This window comes from Castellaniella sp. MT123 (assembly GCF_039614765.1).
GTDB lineage: Bacteria > Pseudomonadota > Gammaproteobacteria > Burkholderiales > Burkholderiaceae_B > Castellaniella.
The window spans coordinates 2269866-2286685 of record NZ_CP154879.1 but is presented as its reverse complement, the minus strand read 5'-3'; the positions used below and the strand labels follow the sequence as shown (position 1 = coordinate 2286685).

19 protein-coding genes are annotated in these 16820 nt (G+C 65.1%); 12 read left to right on the top strand and 7 right to left on the bottom strand.

From position 1 onward, the window contains the following. Positions 1–23 precede the first annotated feature (23 nt). The 4 genes from ABCV34_RS10735 to ABCV34_RS10720 all read left to right on the top strand — a co-directional run bounded on the left by ABCV34_RS10735 (position 24) and on the right by ABCV34_RS10720 (position 2061). On the top strand, positions 24–188 hold the full coding sequence (locus ABCV34_RS10735) for a rubredoxin (RefSeq protein WP_043685094.1): 165 nt from the start codon (positions 24–26) through the stop codon (positions 186–188). Between the two features lie 45 nt (positions 189–233). Then, positions 234–830 carry a YqgE/AlgH family protein gene (locus tag ABCV34_RS10730; protein ID WP_345796217.1) on the top strand — a complete coding sequence of 199 codons (597 nt, stop codon included), beginning with the start codon at positions 234–236 and terminating at the stop codon, positions 828–830. Next, complete coding sequence (gene ruvX, locus ABCV34_RS10725) at positions 823–1221, top strand: Holliday junction resolvase RuvX (protein ID WP_345796216.1); 399 nt, start codon at positions 823–825, stop codon at positions 1219–1221. Before ABCV34_RS10730 ends, ruvX begins: the two co-directional genes overlap by 8 nt. A gap of 99 nt (positions 1222–1320) precedes the next feature. Next, positions 1321–2061 (top strand): lysophospholipid acyltransferase family protein, encoded by a 741-nt coding sequence (locus ABCV34_RS10720; protein ID WP_345796215.1) that lies wholly within the window; start codon positions 1321–1323, stop codon positions 2059–2061. Between the two features lie 4 nt (positions 2062–2065). Here the strand turns inward: ABCV34_RS10720 and ABCV34_RS10715 are convergent, their stop codons facing one another. Genes ABCV34_RS10715 through mpl form a run of 6 tightly spaced genes read right to left on the bottom strand, consistent with a single transcriptional unit; the run spans position 2066 to position 9003 of the window. Further along, the gene (locus ABCV34_RS10715; protein WP_345796214.1) at positions 2066–2881 is read right to left on the bottom strand and encodes a symmetrical bis(5'-nucleosyl)-tetraphosphatase; all 816 of its coding nucleotides are present in this window, start codon (positions 2879–2881) and stop codon (positions 2066–2068) included. Beyond that, on the bottom strand, positions 2878–4053 hold the full coding sequence (lptG, locus tag ABCV34_RS10710; protein WP_345796213.1) for an LPS export ABC transporter permease LptG: 1176 nt from the start codon (positions 4051–4053) through the stop codon (positions 2878–2880). Before lptG ends, ABCV34_RS10715 begins: the two co-directional genes overlap by 4 nt. Positions 4054–4095: 42 nt before the next feature. Beyond that, positions 4096–4800 (bottom strand): monofunctional biosynthetic peptidoglycan transglycosylase, encoded by a 705-nt coding sequence (gene mtgA / locus ABCV34_RS10705; protein WP_345796212.1) that lies wholly within the window; start codon positions 4798–4800, stop codon positions 4096–4098. After that, the gene (locus tag ABCV34_RS10700; protein ID WP_345796210.1) at positions 4797–5687 is read right to left on the bottom strand and encodes a TonB family protein; all 891 of its coding nucleotides are present in this window, start codon (positions 5685–5687) and stop codon (positions 4797–4799) included. The genes mtgA and ABCV34_RS10700 overlap by 4 nt, the downstream gene beginning before the upstream one ends. A 5-nt stretch (positions 5688–5692) precedes the next feature. Beyond that, positions 5693–7573 carry an RNB domain-containing ribonuclease gene (locus ABCV34_RS10695; RefSeq protein WP_345796209.1) on the bottom strand — a complete coding sequence of 627 codons (1881 nt, stop codon included), beginning with the start codon at positions 7571–7573 and terminating at the stop codon, positions 5693–5695. 17 nt (positions 7574–7590) lie between these two features. Continuing rightward, positions 7591–9003 carry a UDP-N-acetylmuramate:L-alanyl-gamma-D-glutamyl-meso-diaminopimelate ligase gene (gene mpl, locus ABCV34_RS10690; protein WP_345796208.1) on the bottom strand — a complete coding sequence of 471 codons (1413 nt, stop codon included), beginning with the start codon at positions 9001–9003 and terminating at the stop codon, positions 7591–7593. Positions 9004–9150: 147 nt separating this feature from the next. On the opposite strand from mpl, the gene ABCV34_RS10685 reads away from it, so the two are divergent. The 7 genes from ABCV34_RS10685 (at position 9151) to ABCV34_RS10655 (ending at position 15166) form a co-directional block, all read left to right on the top strand. After that, complete coding sequence (locus tag ABCV34_RS10685; protein WP_345796207.1) at positions 9151–9645, top strand: TlpA disulfide reductase family protein; 495 nt, start codon at positions 9151–9153, stop codon at positions 9643–9645. 268 nt (positions 9646–9913) lie between these two features. Then, a complete protein-coding gene (gene accB / locus ABCV34_RS10680; RefSeq protein WP_345796206.1) occupies positions 9914–10357 on the top strand; it encodes an acetyl-CoA carboxylase biotin carboxyl carrier protein in 444 nt (147 codons plus the stop codon). Between the two features lie 3 nt (positions 10358–10360). Further along, a complete protein-coding gene (gene accC / locus ABCV34_RS10675; protein ID WP_345796205.1) occupies positions 10361–11707 on the top strand; it encodes an acetyl-CoA carboxylase biotin carboxylase subunit in 1347 nt (448 codons plus the stop codon). Between the two features lie 9 nt (positions 11708–11716). Further along, complete coding sequence (gene prmA, locus ABCV34_RS10670) at positions 11717–12631, top strand: 50S ribosomal protein L11 methyltransferase (protein ID WP_345796204.1); 915 nt, start codon at positions 11717–11719, stop codon at positions 12629–12631. A gap of 16 nt (positions 12632–12647) precedes the next feature. Beyond that, positions 12648–13667 carry a zinc-ribbon and DUF3426 domain-containing protein gene (locus ABCV34_RS10665; protein ID WP_345796203.1) on the top strand — a complete coding sequence of 340 codons (1020 nt, stop codon included), beginning with the start codon at positions 12648–12650 and terminating at the stop codon, positions 13665–13667. Positions 13668–13675: 8 nt separating this feature from the next. Beyond that, the gene (locus tag ABCV34_RS10660) at positions 13676–14629 is read left to right on the top strand and encodes a carbohydrate kinase family protein (RefSeq protein WP_345796202.1); all 954 of its coding nucleotides are present in this window, start codon (positions 13676–13678) and stop codon (positions 14627–14629) included. A 39-nt stretch (positions 14630–14668) separates the two neighbouring features. Next, a complete protein-coding gene (locus tag ABCV34_RS10655) occupies positions 14669–15166 on the top strand; it encodes a glycine zipper 2TM domain-containing protein (protein WP_345796201.1) in 498 nt (165 codons plus the stop codon). Positions 15167–15224: 58 nt separating this feature from the next. Here ABCV34_RS10655 and ABCV34_RS10650 read toward each other — a convergent pair whose 3' ends face one another. After that, complete coding sequence (locus ABCV34_RS10650; RefSeq protein ID WP_345796200.1) at positions 15225–15791, bottom strand: YggT family protein; 567 nt, start codon at positions 15789–15791, stop codon at positions 15225–15227. Positions 15792–16030: 239 nt separating this feature from the next. Here ABCV34_RS10650 and ABCV34_RS10645 point away from each other — a divergent pair, with 239 nt between their 5' ends. Then, complete coding sequence (locus tag ABCV34_RS10645; protein ID WP_345796199.1) at positions 16031–16780, top strand: hypothetical protein; 750 nt, start codon at positions 16031–16033, stop codon at positions 16778–16780. Positions 16781–16820: the final 40 nt, after the last annotated feature.

Sequence of the window (16820 nt, the reverse complement as noted above, 5' to 3'; positions counted from 1 at the left end):
CGGTGAACGGGGTTTGAATCGGTATGCGGACCTGGATGTGTCTGATTTGCGGCTGGATCTATGACGAAGCGGCCGGCTTCCCGGAAGACGGGATCGCGCCCGGCACCCGCTGGGAAGACGTGCCTCCCAACTGGGTGTGCCCGGAATGTGGCGCGCGCAAGGAAGACTTCGAACTGATCGAGATCTGATAATCTAGAAGCATGGGCCGGATGGCCGGATTTCAGGGGATTGCCATGACGACAGAACCGCATGCTTCCGATACCCGCTCGCGTATCGATCTGTCCCGACAGTTCCTGCTGGCGATGCCGGGCATGGTCTCGGGCGATCTCGCCAATACCGTGATCTATGTGTGCGAACACACCGAACACGGCGCGCTGGGCCTGGTCATCAATCGTCCCACGGATCTCACCGTCGGCGACCTGCTGCAGCGCATCGATCTGCCCTTGTCGCTGGAAATCGGTCCGGTGCGCGAAGCACCCGTCTTCTTCGGTGGCCCGGTGCAAACGGACCGGGGCTTTGTGCTGCACGTGCCGCGCGGGGAATATAGCTCCAGCATCCCGTTGGGCGAGGATGTGGCACTCACCACGTCGCGCGACGTCCTGCAGGATGTCGCCGCCGGCCACGGGCCCGCGCATCTGCTGGTGACGCTGGGCTACGCAGGCTGGGGGGCCGGCCAACTCGAGGACGAACTGGCCCGCAACGCCTGGCTGAACGTGCTCTCGTCCAACGAGATCCTCTTCGAAACACCGGCCGATCAACGCTACGATGCGGCGCTGGCCCAGCTGGGCATTCACCCGTCCATGCTGACCGGCGACGTGGGACATGCCTGAAGAAATCCTGCTGGCGTTCGATTTCGGGCTGAAGAAGATCGGCGTGGCGCTGGGAAACACCCTAACGGGTCAGGCCCGGCCGCTCTGCATCCTGACGTCCGAAACACGCCAGCAGCGCTTCGATCAGGTTGCCGCCCTGCTGGCCGAATGGCAGCCGGAACGGGTCGTGGTGGGGTTGCCACTGACGCTCGATGGCGGCGAACAGCCGGCTTCACAGCACAGCCGCCGCTTCGCTCACCAGCTCGAGGGGCGCTTCAGGCTGCGCGTCGAGCTGGTCGACGAACGCGGCTCCAGCCTCGAAGCCCAGCGTATCCTGGGTACCCATGCGGCCGACGACGCCATGGCGGCCGCCGTCATCCTGCAACGCTACCTGGATCGGGCCGGCTCGTGACCGGTGGGCCAGGCCGGGTTCCTTGATCCTCGCAATCCTCGGTCGGTGGGCCGCTCCGAGTATGATGGGCGGCGTTGCCCGGACTGGCCGGGTCTGGGGATGCCTGTGGCGCCGTTGCTGTTCCTGTTTCGCTTTCTGTTGGTCTCGGTCTGGATCCTGCTGGGTCTGCTGACCGAACTGCTGGTGTTTCCCCCACTGAGCCGCCGTGGGCGTCGCAGGCTGGTCGGGGCGTGGTCCCGTGTCCTGATGGCGTTGTGCGGCGTGCGGGTCCGCCCGTTGGGCCAGCCTGTGCACCAGGGTGCGGTGTTGTGGGTCTCCAACCACATCTCGTGGGTCGATATCTTCGTGCTCAATAGCGTGCGCACGACGTCCTTCATCGCGAAGAGCGACGTCCGGCGTTGGCCGGTGATCGGCCAGCTGGTGGCCTGGGCCGGGACTCTGTTTATCGACCGTCATCATCGTCATGCAGTGCGCGAGGCGGGACGTCAGATGGCGGATTGCTTCGGATGCGGTGACGCGGTCGGCCTGTTTCCCGAGGGCACGACGACCGACGGATCGGACGTGCGAAACTTTCACGCAGGTCTGTTCGAAGCGGCCGTGCGGGCGGGTGTGCCGATACAGCCTGTGGCCTTGCGGTTCCTGAGGCGAGGACGCCACGCACCGGAACTGGCCTTTGTCGGCGAGCAGACGTTGGTGGCCAATATGTGGTTTCTGTTCAGGGCCAGGGGGGTGTCGGTGGAATGCGAATTCCTGCCGGTAATCCTGTCCGGGGATGGACTCGACCGGGCTGAGGCGGCCCAGCGTTCACATGCGGCCGTCCGTCGGGCGGTGGTCGGCTGAGACTTCAGCGGCAAGTCGTGCAGTTGTGCTGGATGATACGGTGGTCGCGCAGGCGCAGAGCGGTCAGCGACCGCCCCCAGACGCAGCCGGTATCCAGGCAGATAGTGTCGGAACGGATGCACAGTCCCAGGGCCGACCAGTGGCCGAAGACGATCGTCTCGGCGGGGTCGCGGCGCCCGGGCAGTTCGAACCAGGGCAGCAGGCCCGGGGCCGCATAGGGTTCCCCCTTGTGGAGGAAGTCCATGCGCCCGTCCTCGACGTGGCAGACCCGCATGCGGGTCAAGGCATTGACGATCACGCGCATGCGGTCCGGGCCTTGCAGCGCATCGTCCCATTGCAGCGGTTCCTCGCCGTACAGATCGTGCATGGCGCCGTGCCAGTCGGGCTGCCGCAGCGCGGTTTCGATTTCTCTGGCCAGCGCCTGCGCCTGATCTAGCGTCCACGCGGGCAGGATTCCCGCGTGGACCATGACGTGCCCCTGGTCGCGCACCATCAACGGCAGATGGCGTAGCCAGTCGATCAGCGCGGCCCTGTCGGGCGCGTTCAGGACGTCCTGGAAGGTGTCGGATTTGCCCGGCTTGCGCACTCCCGCAACCACCGCCAGCAGGTGCAGGTCGTGGTTGCCCAGGATGACGCGCGCACGCGCGCCCAGGCCCCGGATCAGGCGCAGGGCGCCCAGCGAGTCCGGGCCGCGGTTGACCAGGTCGCCGGCAAACCAGAGTTCCGTGTCGGGGGTTGCGAGTTCCGGATGGGCCAGCAGGGCGCGCAGGGCACCCGCGCAGCCCTGGACGTCCCCGATGACCCAGACGTCGCGGCTCATGTGGGACTTTGTTCCAGACGGCGCTGGCGCAGCCAGAGGGATAGGGGATGGCGGTGTTCCATCGCCATCAGCGCCGTCAGTGCCAGCACCAGGCCCACCAGGCTGGGTACCAGCGCCGTGGCCCAGGGCGGCCAGTCACCCAGCATCCCGGCGTTCAGGGCCAGTTGATTCAGCATGAAAAAGCCCACGCCCAGGATGATGCCCAGAAAGACCTTGGGGCCGACCCCGCCCCGGCGGGTCTGCATGAAACCGATCGGGGTGGCGATGGTCATCATCACCAGCAGCGTGAAAGGGTAGGCAATTTTGCGCCACAGCGCGATTTGCTGGCGGTCGGTCTGCAGGTGGTTCTTCTTCAGGTACTGAATGTAATCCAGCAGGTCCGTGATCGCCATGCGCTCCGGCGTCAGGATACGGGCGATAAGGCGTTCCGGCGTCAGCGAGGTGGGGATGTCGCGGTTCTCGAGGTGGATCACTTCGGTGATCGGCGCCTTCGGGACCCGGGCATCCGCGAGCGCGCTGGCCGACTGCGGCTGGATGTGTGTTTCCGTCAGTCCGTGCAGGATGAGTCGGCCTTGTTCGAACTGACCGCTGTCGGCCTGGACATAGTCCAGCAGTGTGTCGTCGGGCCGGAATTCGTACAGAACGATTCCCCGGACCTGCCCCTGGCCCGTGAGCTGCTGGATGTTGATGATGCGGGTGCCGCCCTGCGGGTCGGTTTCCTTGAACCAGTAGCCGCTGGACAGGCGCCCTCCGTCGGTGCGGCCCAGCAACGCGAGACGCGATTCGCTGCCCTTCAGTTCGGCCGCCGGCGTAATGTATTCCGACAGGATATAGGCCCCCAGGACCAACGGGATGGTAATCAGCCACAAGGCGCCCAGCAGCTTCAGGCCGCTTACGCCCGAGGCTCGCAGGATGGTCAGTTCGTTGCGCTGGGCCAGGCCGGCAAGCGCTAGCACCGCGCCGATCAGCAAACCGATGGGCAGCAGCTCATACAGATGGTTGGGCAGATCCAGGGCCTGCAGGTAGAACAGGTTCAGCAGGGTCAGACGTTCGCCGACTTTGTCCAGGCCTTCGATCAGGGCGAAGAACATGAACAGACCCACGAGCGCCACCAGCACGACTGTGGTCGAGCGATAGATTTCGCGGGCAAGATAGCGTCGGGCCGTGCGCATGGCTGAAACTGCAGTGAAAACTTCAATAGTACTCTGATCTGCTCAGGGCACTTCGACCAGCCGCATGCGGGCGAGCACGGTGGCGGTGTGGGAACGCAGGTAGGCGGTGGCGCCGTGCTGGTCGTAGTAGGCTGGATTGGGCAGCATGGAGGCCAGTTCGGCGGCCTGGCCGGTGGTCAGCCGCGCCGCGTCCGTGCGAAAGTAGTGCCGGGCGGCGGCCTGTGCACCAAAGGTGGACTCGCCCCACTGGGCGATGTTCAGGTAGAGCTCCAGGATCCGTCGTTTGCTCATGACCCCTTCGATCATGTAGGTCAGGATCAGTTCCTGGCCCTTGCGCAGGTAATTGCGCGAATTCGACAGGAACAGATTTTTCGCCAGTTGTTGGGTGATGGTGGAGCCACCGCGCCGGCGCGACCGGCCCAGTTCCTCCTGGCGCTGGTTGTAGCGCCAGGCCTTGCGGATGGAATCCCATTCCACGCCGTCATGCTCGACGAAGCTGGAATCCTCGGAGGCGATCACCGCGCGCTTCAGGTTGACACTGATGCCGGCATAAGGGACCCACTCGTGGGTCAGGTGGGCGTTTGGGTCATGGGCTCGCAAAGAGGCCAGGGTTGCCTGCATGACCGGCGTATTGGCCGGGTTGCGGTAGTTGAACCAGACCACCATGCCGAACAGGCCGATCTCGTACAGAAACCCGGCGCACAGGATCAGCAGCACGGCAAAGGCAGCCAGCGAGCGCAGCCTCATGGCGACTCCGTGTCCAGCCCCGCGTGTGTGAAATGCCAGGTCCGGGTGATCGCCAGAATGTCGGTGCGCTCGGCCACTTTGGGCGGCAGTGGCGGGAATGGGGCTGCCAGTTCGATGATGCGGCGGGCCGCGCTGTTCAGAATGGCCTGGCTGGACGGATGGTCGAATTCCAGGTGATCCAGCTGCCCGTCGCGGCGGATGTAGACCGTCAGTTGCAAGTCGCCATAGATCTTCCCACGTGCTTCCGGCGGATAGTGCTGGGTGCCGATCAATTCGATGCGCTTGCGCCAGGCTTCGACGTATTCGGCGTAGTCGGCGGCCTGGGTGGACGGTGCGACAAAGGTTTGCCTGGGTTGGGCGTTATAGCGTTCGATCCGTTCCTTCAGCGCGGCGATACGGGCGCTGAGCACCAGGCTGTCCTGCTGGCGGTCGTCCTGGCCCGGTTCGGTGCTTTGTCCCAGCAGTTCCGGCGCCGGGCTGGCCTGAGGCACTGTGTCCCGGGCCTCCAGTTGCGTGAGCAAGCGGCGCTGTTCCGCCTCCAGTTCGGCTTGACGGCGTCGCAGTGCTTCCAGGACGGTTTCGTCGGCGCTGTCCTCGGTGGTGCGCGGCAGCGGCGAAGCCGCCATGCCCTTGGGCTGCTCACCGCCGCCGTCCAAGTTTTGCTGCGCGAGTGCCTGGGGGCGCAGTGGCGGTTGGTCGCTGCGGCTGTTGACCAGCGTGATCTCCAGGCTGGATTCCTGAGGCTGCGGGGTTGGATGGGTGGCGTGCCAGGCCAGCAGCAGGGCATGGACGCAGAGCGACAGCAGCAGGGCGAGCGCCATGCGGCTGCGGCCTTCGTGGCGGGTTTCCAGCAGTTGCAGCGACAGGGGGTTCGCCGGCTGTGTCATGTCGTTCAGGGAGCCTCGCGCAGGCGGCACTCGATGTCCAGTCCCAGGTCATCGTAGCCCAGGATGTCCAGGGTGATTTCCTGGCCTCGCTCGAACGCGGGCAGGCCGTTGATGCGAGTGACCAATGGGGCGCAGGCCAGGCGCACGAGATTTTCGCGCAGGACGTGGGCCCGGACTTCCCTGATGCCTTGCTGTTGCAGCCAGCGGATGCACCAGTACCGTTCCATCGAGGACTGGAATTCGCCCCACAGCGTGTATTGCGAATCGAATGCGCCGATCAGGGCATAGAGGTCGGCATCCTTCGGCTTGAAGGGCGCCACCAGCCGCGCCGAAACGCCGTGTTCCGCCGCGGCCATGATCTGCCCCTGATTGATCAGATCGACGTAGCGGCGCAGGGGCGAGGTAGACCAGACGTATTGCGACACCGCGATGGATTCATGCGGCAGCGCCTGGGTCGACATGCGTGTGCGGCCCATCTGCTGCGAGCGGTAGATGCCAGGCACGCCATGGCGCGCCAGCAGCGCGCCCCACTGCGTGTTGGTCAGGATCATGTATTCGGCCACCAGCCGCTCCAGCGGTGCGTTGCGCTGGCGCGGGATCAGGCGGATGACCGAGTCCGGGTCGTCCGCCGGGCCGTCCAGTTCGAAGCTGTATTCGATGCGGTCGTTGTTTTCCGGTTTTCCCCGGGCGCGGTCGCGGATGGCGCACAGCCGCTGGGCGAACTGCCACAGGGGGCGCAGCCAGTGGGCGTAGGGTACGGGGGCCTGCGGATCCGCCAGCGCCGTTTCGGTGATGCTGTCGCCCAGACGGTCATGGCGCAGGTTGGCTGTGACGCGGATGCGCTCGAGCCGGGTTTCCGTGGCCAGGATCTCGCCGTCCGCCAGCCGCCCGGTCACGTACAGGGACAGGGCCGGGCGCCATTGACCCTCGTCCAGCGAGAAGGCGGCGATCAGCTCGCGCGGCAGCATGGGGATCTTGTCGCCCGGCATGTAGACAGTGGACATGCGGCTGCGGGCCATGTCGTCGAAGGCGCTGCCGCGTGGCGCCGCCAGGGCTGGCGCGGCGATATGGATGCCGACCCGGATCGTTTCGGCATCCGGCTGCGTGACCGACAGTGCGTCGTCGATCTCGATCGTGCTGGAATCGTCCACGGAATAGGCTTCCACGTCGGCCTGCGGCAGGTCGGCGCCCCAGTCTTCCACGGCGACCGGAGGCCATTGCGTGCCTTTCGGGAAATGCTCGGCCAGGAAACGCGCGCGCATCATCGCCAGCTGGTTGGGCCAGACGCCCAGCGACAGCAGCAGCCTTTCGGGGCTTTCGCCCAACTGCTGCACGGCGGCGTCGAAGGCTTTCCATTCCAGGGTGTTCTTGTCCGGATGGTCCAGGAATGTCGGCGCCGCAGCCCTGAGCGCTTCGGGCAACTGGCCGGCCACCAGCGATTCGGTCCATTGTTGCTGCTGTTCCGCCTGCAGGCGTTTCTTCTCGATCGCCGCCAGGGCGGCCTTCAAGATGTCCGGCGGAGCGGGCCGGAATGTGCCGCGGCCGCGCCGATGGAAGTAGGCCGGAGCGGCCGACAGGGCCACGATCAACGCGGTCTTCTCCACGGCATCCGGCGCATGGCCGAAGTAGTCCTGCGCCAGGGCGGCCGCCTCGAACTCTTCTTGTGGGGCGAATTCCCACAGGAAGTCGGGCTCCAGCGTGGCCGCCATCGCTTCGGCCGACGGCAGCAGGGCCTCTGGGGTGGGGGCGTCGAACGTGAACAGCACACTGTTGCGCTTGATCTTGCTGCGCTTGCCGGAGGCGGACTCGACCTGTATCGAGGTGTCGGCTTCGGAAAAAATGGTTTCGGCCTTGAGTTTGCCGGCGTCTTCGTAGAGAACGTGCATGAAAAGGATACGGAAGGTCAGTGGGGGGACGGAGCCCGGTGTGGCGCGTCGGGGCCGCGTCGGGCCAGCGCGTCGAGCAGTTTCTGGTGGATGCCGCCGAAGCCGCCATTACTCATGATCAGGATATGGTCGTCTGGTCGCGCGGCCGCGCAGAGCGCCTGGATCAACGCGTCCAGGTCGTCGCCGGTCCAGGAAAGACGGTCGCCGAGGGGGGCGAGAACCTTGGCTGGATCCCAGCCGAGTGCCTGTTTGCCCACCGTTTCGCCGTAGCAGAAGATCAGGTCGGCGGCGGACAGCGAATCGGGCAGCCGGGCTGCCATGGTACCCAGCTTCATGGTGTTCGAGCGTGGCTCGATGACCGCCAGGATCCGCGTCCCGGCGCCGACGCGACGGCGCAACCCGTCGATCGTGGTCGCGATTGCGCTGGGGTGATGCGCGAAATCGTCGTACACGGCGATGCGACCGACGGTGCCGCGCAGTTCCAGCCGCCGGCGCACACCCTGAAAGGCGCCCAGGGCCGCGAGACCGGCCTGGACCGGGATACCGGCGTGTTGCGCAGCCGCCAGGGCGGCCAGGGCGTTGGCCTGGTTGTGGCGGCCGGCCAGCGACCATTCCAGCCAGCCTTGCGGTTGGCCGTCGCGCAGGATCCGGCAGCGACGGTCGTCGGCCGGGTCGGGCTCGGCCCGCCACACGCCTTCGGGGCCGAATGTTTCCACCGGCGTCCAGCAGCCTCGGTCCAGCACACGGTCCAGCGCATCGCTGGCGGCCGGACGGATGATTCGCCCGCTGGCGGGGATGGTGCGCACCAGGTGGTGGAACTGGGTTTCGATGGCCGCCAGGTCCGGGAAGATGTCGGCGTGGTCGAACTCCAGATTGTTCAGGATGGCGGTGCGGGGCCGGTAATGGACAAATTTGGAGCGTTTGTCGAAGAAGGCCGTGTCGTATTCGTCGGCCTCGATGACGAAATGGGTGCGCCGCGCGTCATAGCGGGCCGACACCCGCAGGTCGGGGGCCACGCCGCCAATCAGGAAGTTCGCGGGCTGGCCGGCGTGTTCGAAGATCCAGGCCAGCATGGCGCTGGTGGTCGTCTTGCCGTGCGTGCCGGCCACGGCCAGCACGTGCTGGCCACCCAGGATATGGTCGGCCAGCCATTGCGGGCCCGAGATGTAGGGCAGCCCACGGTCCAGGATGGCCTCCATCAGCGGATTGCCCCGGCTGACCACGTTACCGATGATGTACAGATCGGCCCCCAGGCCGATCTGGTCCGCGTCGAAGCCCTCGGACAGATCGATGCCCTGTTCGCGCAGTTGGGTGCTCATCGGCGGGTAGACCCCCGCGTCGCAGCCCGTGACCCGGTGCCCGGCCGAGCGGGCGATGAGGGCCAGCCCCCCCATGAACGTCCCGCAGATTCCCAGTATGTGTACGTGCATCGCATCCTCCGGCCTGTATTGTAGGGCCCAATGCTATGATGAATGGGCCAGCGGCACGGCCTTGTCCCGGTGACTTGCCGTGCCCGACGAATCAGGGCGGCGTGCGTGCCGCGCGGCGGGTGACATAGCGTGGAGCATGCTTTTTAGATGGACAGGCGGACATTTCTGCGCGTGGCGGCGCTGGCGGGCGTGATCATCGGACCGGATCGGGCCCTCGCGTCGATGCTCCCGGCAAATCCAGTCTTTGGCCGTTCGTTCGACAATCTTCAGGGCGCCAGCCAGCCCCTTTCGGGGTATGTGGGCCGTCCGGTGCTGATGAATTTCTGGGCCAGCTGGTGTGCGCCCTGCGTGCGGGAAATGCCGTTGCTCGAATCGTTGCATCATCAGCATCCAGACCTGGTCGTGCTGGGGCTGGCCATCGATACGCGCGCCAATATCCTGCGTTTCCTGGACAGGATAAAAGTTTCCTATCCTTTGCTGCTGACCGGGACCCAGGGTATTCCTCTCATGCGTGATCTCGGCAACAAGGGCGGTGGGTTACCCTTCAGCGTCCTGTTCGATCGTCAGGGGCGAGTGGATTCCACCGTGATCGGCGAGCTCAAGCCCGATGACGTGCAACAACGCCTGACCAGGATACTTTAAGTTTCAATTTAAAGGTCTGAAACGTCGGCTGCCCCTGTTTTAATGGACAAATCGACGGTTTTAGCGTAAAAAGGCGCTTTGAAGGGCTGACGCGATCGGGTCGTGACTGTGTTTTTCGCAGGCCCCCGGTCGTTGCACTGCGAATGTGGCCGTCGTGGATTCCCCCCCGTTTTCCGGGGACGGACCGACGGCGTATTTGTTTCTGCCGCCCGAATTCAATCATGAACGGTCTACCTCGCCGGGGGCCTGCACACAGGAATCATTTCTCATGGATCTCAGAAAACTGAAAACGCTGATCGACCTGGTGGCCGATTCGGGAATCGCCGAACTCGAGATCACCGAAGGCGAAGGCAAGGTCCGCATCGTCAAGTTCTCCCAGACCCCCATGGTTGCACCCGCCCCGATGGCCCCCGCTCCCGCCCAGGTTATGGCTGCCGCGGGCGCGGCCGTCGCGCCGGCGCCTGTGGTCGTGCCGCAGGGCCACCCCGTGAAGGCCCCGATGGTCGGCACCTTCTACCGTTCGCCGAACCCCAATTCGCCGGCCTTCGTCGAAGTCGGCCAGACCGTCAAGGAAGGCGATCCCCTGTGCATCATCGAGGCCATGAAACTGCTCAACGAGATCGAGGCTGACAAGTCCGGCGTGGTCAAGGAAATCCTGGTCGAAAACGGCGAGCCGGTGGAATACGGCCAACCCCTGTTCATCATTGCCTGAGCCATGTTCGAAAAGATACTGATTGCCAATCGTGGGGAGATCGCCCTGCGGATACAGCGCGCCTGCCGTGAGATGGGCATCAAGACGGTGGTGGTCCATTCCGAGGCCGATCGCGAGGCCAAATACGTGCGTCTGGCCGACGAATCCGTGTGCATCGGGCCCGCATCGCCGCGCGACAGCTACCTGAACATGCCGGCCCTGATTTCGGCTGCTGAAGTCACCGATGCCGAGGCCATCCATCCGGGTTACGGTTTTCTGTCCGAAAACGCCGATTTCGCCGATCGCGTGGAAAAAAGCGGCTTCGTGTTCATCGGCCCCCGGCCCGAAAGCATCCGCACCATGGGCGACAAGGTCTGCGCCAAGCAGGCGATGATCGCCGCCGGCGTGCCGGTGGTGCCCGGCTCAGGCGGTGCGCTGCCGGACGACTCGGCGGAAATCCAGCGGATCGCCGAGCAAGTCGGCTATCCGGTCATCATCAAGGCTGCGGGCGGTGGCGGCGGGCGCGGCATGCGCGTCGTCTATGAAGCCAGTGCGCTGATCAATGCCGTGGCCATGACGCGCACGGAAGCCGAGGTGGCCTTCAACAACCCCGAGGTCTACCTGGAAAAATTCCTGGAAAACCCGCGTCACATCGAAATCCAGGTCCTGGCCGACGGCGAGGGCAAGGCCGTGTGGCTGGGCGAGCGCGACTGCTCCATGCAGCGCCGTCACCAGAAGATCATCGAGGAAGCGCCGGCACCCGGCGTCGAGCGGGCGCTGATCGAGCGCATCGGCGAACGCTGCGCCGAAGCCTGCTGTCAGATGCGGTATCGCGGCGCGGGTACCTTCGAGTTCCTGTACGAGAACGGCGAGTTCTTCTTCATCGAGATGAACACCCGCATCCAGGTCGAACACACGATCACCGAGATGATCACGGGGATCGATCTGGTCCAGCAGCAGATCCGCATCGCCGCCGGGGAAAAATTCACCCTGCGCCAGCGGGACATCCATCTGCGCGGGCATGCGATCGAATGCCGCATCAATGCGGAAGACCCGTATAAATTCACACCCAGCCCCGGCAAGGTCACCAACTGGCACGTGCCTGGCGGCCCCGGGGTGCGGATGGATTCGCACGTCTTCACGGGCTACACGGTTCCGCCGTACTACGACTCGATGGTGGCCAAGCTCATCACCTATGGGGATGACCGCCACCAAGCCATGATGCGGATGGATATCGCCCTGTCGGAAATGATCGTCGAGGGCGTGCGCACGAACATCCCGCTGCATCGGGAATTGCTACAGGATGCGAATTTCATCGAGGGTGGCACCAGCATCCATTACCTCGAACACAAGCTCGCGCAGCGGACCTGAGGCATCGACATGCGGGAATTGGTGCTCAGTTGCACGGAAGATCAGGCGGAAGCCTGGTCCGACGCACTGCTCGAAGCGGGGGCTCTGTCGGTATCCGTCGAGGACGCCGACGGCGATACGGATCGCGAACAGGCCCTGTTCGGTGAACCCGGTACGGAACCCGAAACCCTGGCCTGGCGGAACAACCGGCTGGTGGCCCTGCTGGCCGACGGTGACGACCCGGCGCATCTGCTGGCGGCGCTCGATGGCCTGGCTGGTCCATCACCGGCCACCGGTGACTGGGCGCTGCGCGAGGTTCCTGACGCGGACTGGGTACGGCTGACGCAGTCCCAGTTTGGTCCCATTGCCGTGGGCGACCGGATCTGGATCATCCCCAGCTGGCACCGCGAGGATACCGACCTGCCGGCGGCAGGCCGCCAGGACGGCATCGTGCGCATCGAACTGGACCCTGGGCTGGCCTTCGGCACCGGTAGCCATCCCACCACGCATCTGTGTCTGGAATGGCTCGCCGCCAACCTGACGGACGGACAGACCGTGCTGGATTACGGCTGCGGCTCGGGCATCCTCGCCATCGCGGCCCGGTTGCTGGGCGCCGGGCCTACCCGGGGTGTGGACATTGACGAGCAGGCCGTGCTGGCAACGACACAGAACGCCGCCGTCAATCAGGTACAGGTGCAGGCCTGCCTGCCGGATGATCTGCCGCCTGGCACCAGCCAGGTCGTGGTGGCCAATATCCTGTCCAATCCCCTGAAGGTGCTGGCACCCATGCTCTCGGGCCGCGTGGCGGCCGGCGGCTCGCTGGTACTGTCTGGTGTCCTGGAGCGCCAGGCGGGCGAAGTGGCGCAAGCCTATGCGCCCTGGCTGCCGCTGACGGTCTGGGCGGCCCGCGATGGCTGGGTCTGCCTGGCAGGCCGGAAAGGCTGATGGGCGGAGGCCGGGCATGGACCTGACCACGCGCTGCCCGCAGTGCGGCACGATATTCCAAGCCAGTCTGTCGGATCTGCAGCTGCGCAAGGGCTATATCCGCTGCATTCAGTGCTCGCATATTTTCGATGGCTATGCCGAGGTCGTCTCCGATGCGTCGGGTGAGGCACCGGTCGACCGGGCGGCGCCTGTCGTCTCCGCGCCCGTCGATCCGTCTTCTGTGGATACCCCCTGGGTGGCGGCATCGGATCATTGGGACGCGGAGCCTTCCGCTCCGGTGAGCCCGCAGGTTTTCCGGTCCGGTCGGGATGTGCCGGCGGCCGGGTCGATCCTGTCCCAACCCGAAGGGCATGAAGAACCGCGTGCGTGGTCGGTCGAGCCACCTGAGCCCTTCGTCGTCGAGGCCCGGCCCGGATATCGCGGGCAGGGCGGCACAGCGGCGCCGTTGCTGCAAGCGGACGAGTCCCCCGCCTGGTGGACCAGAGTCGTGCGGTTCGTGGCGGGCGTGCTGCTGCTGGCGCTGGTCCTGGTGGCGGGGGCGCAGCTGGTCTACGTATATCGTGCCCAGATCGCCCGGACGATCCCGTCGTTGCGCCCTCTGCTGGAACAGGCCTGCGTGCCGTTGCGCTGCAAGGTGGCCTACGCCAGGGACATTACGAAACTGAGCATCACCGGCTCTGCCCTGCAGGTCCAGGACGCGGCGCCCCAGGCGTCGGGCACGGGCGCTGTTCATTCAGCCAGCGGGAGCACGCCATCATCCTCAGGCACCGATGATCAGACACAGCAGCGTTTCACCCTGCGGCTGACCCTGCGGAACCAGGACGACCGCCCCCAGGAATGGCCGACGCTGGTCCTGGATCTCAAGGACAGCGCGGGCACTCTGTTGGTGCGGCGCAATCTTTCTCCTGAGGATTATCTGGGTGCTGATGCGGCCAGGCAGCCCTTTGCGGCCCATGGCGAGGCCCTGGTGCGGGTGCCCCTGACCCTGACCGGCCTGCACATCAACGGCTATCAGCTCGATCTGTTTTTTCCCTAAGGATATCAATGACCCCGACCAAGGACGTTCTGATCTGTGGTTCCATCGCATTCGACACGATTGCCGTGTTCGAAGGGCGGTTTCGTGACCACATTCTGTCCGACAGCCTGAAATCGCTGAGCGTTTCTTTTTTCGTGCCCACGCTGCGCAAGGAATTCGGCGGCTGTGCCGGCAATATCGCCTACAACCTGAAGCTGCTGGGCGGTCATCCCGTGCCGGTCGGCACAGTCGGCCAGGACGCGGAGGACTATCTGCAGCGGCTGCGTGATCTGGGGATCGATGACAGCCTGGTGCGGGTGCTGCCCGATACCTATACGGCCCAGTGCTACATCACGACGGACCTGGACAACAGTCAGATTGCGTCCTTTCATCCGGGGGCCATGCTGCGTTCGGCGGAGAACGATCTCAGTGGCCATGCCGCCCGCTGGGCCATCGTGTCGCCCGACTCGAAGGATGGCATGTTCGCGCACGCCGGGCGCCTGAAGGCTGCCGGCATCCCCTTCATCTTTGACCTGGGGCAGGCCATGCCGCTGTTCGATGGAGACGACCTGCGCCGCATGCTGGACATGGCCGACATTCTGACGGCCAACGATTACGAAGCCAGCGTGATCGAGGACCGCATGGGACAGTCCATCCTGACGCTCTCGGAGGGTCTGCAAGCCGCCGTCGTCACTCGGGGCTCGCAGGGCGCCACCCTGTATGCCCAGGGCGGGCAGACGGACATCCCGCCGGTACCGGTCACCCAGGTCGTCGATCCGACCGGTTGCGGCGATGCGCACCGGGCCGGACTGCTGTATGGTCTCGTGAATGATTGGTCCCTGCGCGACGCCTGCTGCTTGGCGAACGTGATGGGGGGCTTTAAAATTGCCAGTCAAGGTCCGCAGAATCACTGCCCGTCGCGCATTCAGATTGCGACGATGCTGCGTACGCACTATGGCGTCGATGCGGGCAGCCTCGCCTGATCTGCTCCGACTGTTGTTCGTTTTTTCAGGAGTCTTCTCATGGCGACCTTCAGGTCATCTCTTCAATCACGGGCCACGCGTCTGACAGCGGTTGCGGGGTTCTCCCTGTCGCTGCTGGTGCTGGCCGGCTGCGCCAACCAGTCGGCCTCCGGATCCGTCTATAACTATGGCCAGGCCCAGCAAGAACAGATCGTGCGCTACGGCACGGTGGTGTCGGTGCGTCCCGTCACGATCCAGACAGACAAATCCTCCGGCATCGGTGCCCTGGGCGGCGCGGCGCTGGGCGGGGTCGCGGGCAACACGATCGGTGGTGGTAAGGGCCAGATCCTGACCACCATCGGTGGCGCCCTGTTGGGCGGTCTGGCGGGTAACGCGGTCGAAAATCAGGTCGGCAAGACGCAGGGCCTGGAAATCACCGTGCGCCTGGACAATGGCGAAACGCGCGTGATTGCGCAGGCCAACGACATTCCGCTCAGTTCCGGCCAGCGTGTGCAGGTCATCAGCGGCGCAGGCCCCACCCGCGTCGTGCCCATGTAATGAAAAAGTGTGCGCAGTGGGCTGCGCACGCTTCCGGATGGCACCGTGGGCGCCGAATTCAGGCGCCGAAGGTCGAGAACGCCAGGTGGTTCAGGATCATCATGACGATCTGGGCGATCACCAGCAACACCAGCGGCGACAGATCCAGTCCGCCCATCCGGGGCAGCATGCGCCGGATCGGGTCCAGCAACGGGGCCGTCAGGGTGTAGAGCACCGGCATGATGGGCGACAACGGGTTGATCCACGACAGGACGGCCTGGATCAACGTGACCCAGACGATCACGTTGAACAGCCACTTCAGGCCGATCAGCAGGCCGGTCAGCAGGACCGCGCCAATGGCCGAGGCCGGCGGCAACATGCCGCCCATGGCGATCAGCCAGGTCAGCAGCAGATAAACCATGCCCGTCACCCAGCACGCCAGGATGCTGGGCCAGTCAAAGCGCCCGCTGACCGGCACCACGCGGCGGATGGGCTGCACCAGCCAGTCGGTGACACGCAGGACGGCCTGGGAATACGGATTGAAGGGATGCAGGCGGATTGCAAAAATCCAGGCCCGCAGAATCAATGCGATGCCAAAGAGCTGAAATACGATGTCGATCAGGAAAATCAGAATGTCACGGGCCATGCCTTGCTCACAGACAGCAGTAGGTTGGACATTGTCGCATTAGCGCAAAAGGCGCCGCAACCGGGCGTCCCGTTCGATCCAGACACACGACCCCAGCGGATTGGGATTGACTGCGGGCGTGGTATCCCGCGCCAGATCCGTAACGGTCTGGCGCGGGGCTTTCGGTTCAGGGGCGCGTCGAAGTCGGGAAGGGCCAGTTGCCACCCGGGTTCACGTCCGTCCGTGCGTCTGGCGCGGGCGTGGCGGGTTTGGTGGCCGCTTTCTTCACGGTTGCCGTTTTTGCCCCTTTTTTGGCCGCCGCACCCTTTGTGGCTGTTGTCTTCACGGCGGGGGCTTTGGCGGCAGCCGCCGGTTTCCTGGCAGCAGCCGCAGGCGCGGCGACTGTCTTCGCAGTGGTCTTTTTGGCGGCTGTTGCCTTTGCTGCGGGGCTGGCTGCCTTTTTGGCGGTTGTTGCTGTGCTGCCCGCCTTGGCGGGGGCCTTTGCGGCGGCGGTCTTCGCGGTTGTGCCGCTAGATTTCGTGGCAGCGGATTTTGCGGGGGACGCCTTCGTTGCCTTGCTGGCGGTCGCGCCCTTCGGGGCTGAAGCCTTGGTCGCGGCCTTCGCGGCGGGTTTTTTGGCAGGGGCTTTGGCGGCTACGGGTTTCTTGGCGGCTGCGGGTGCCTTGGCTGCGGCCGGCTTTGTGGATGCTGCCTTGGCGGGACTGGCCGCCTTTTTGGCGGGCGCTGGTTTCGCCGAAGCCGCCGGGGCTTTTTTGGCGGCAGCTTTCACCGGGCTGGCTTTGGCAGCGGCTTTTGCCACCGGGGCGGCCTTTTTAGCGGCCGGCGCCTTTTTCGCGGTCGAGGCGGCGGGTTTCGCGGCCGCTGCCTTCACTGCGCTGGCTGCGGGTTTTTTGGCGGGGGCAGATTTTCCGGGGGGTGTGACCGAGGCCTTTTTGGCGAGTGCCATCATTTTGCTCCTTGGGGTCGAAAGGAAACGTCCACCCATTTGATATGACCCCCACGCAACGTGCGGCCCATCTCAAATGGCGC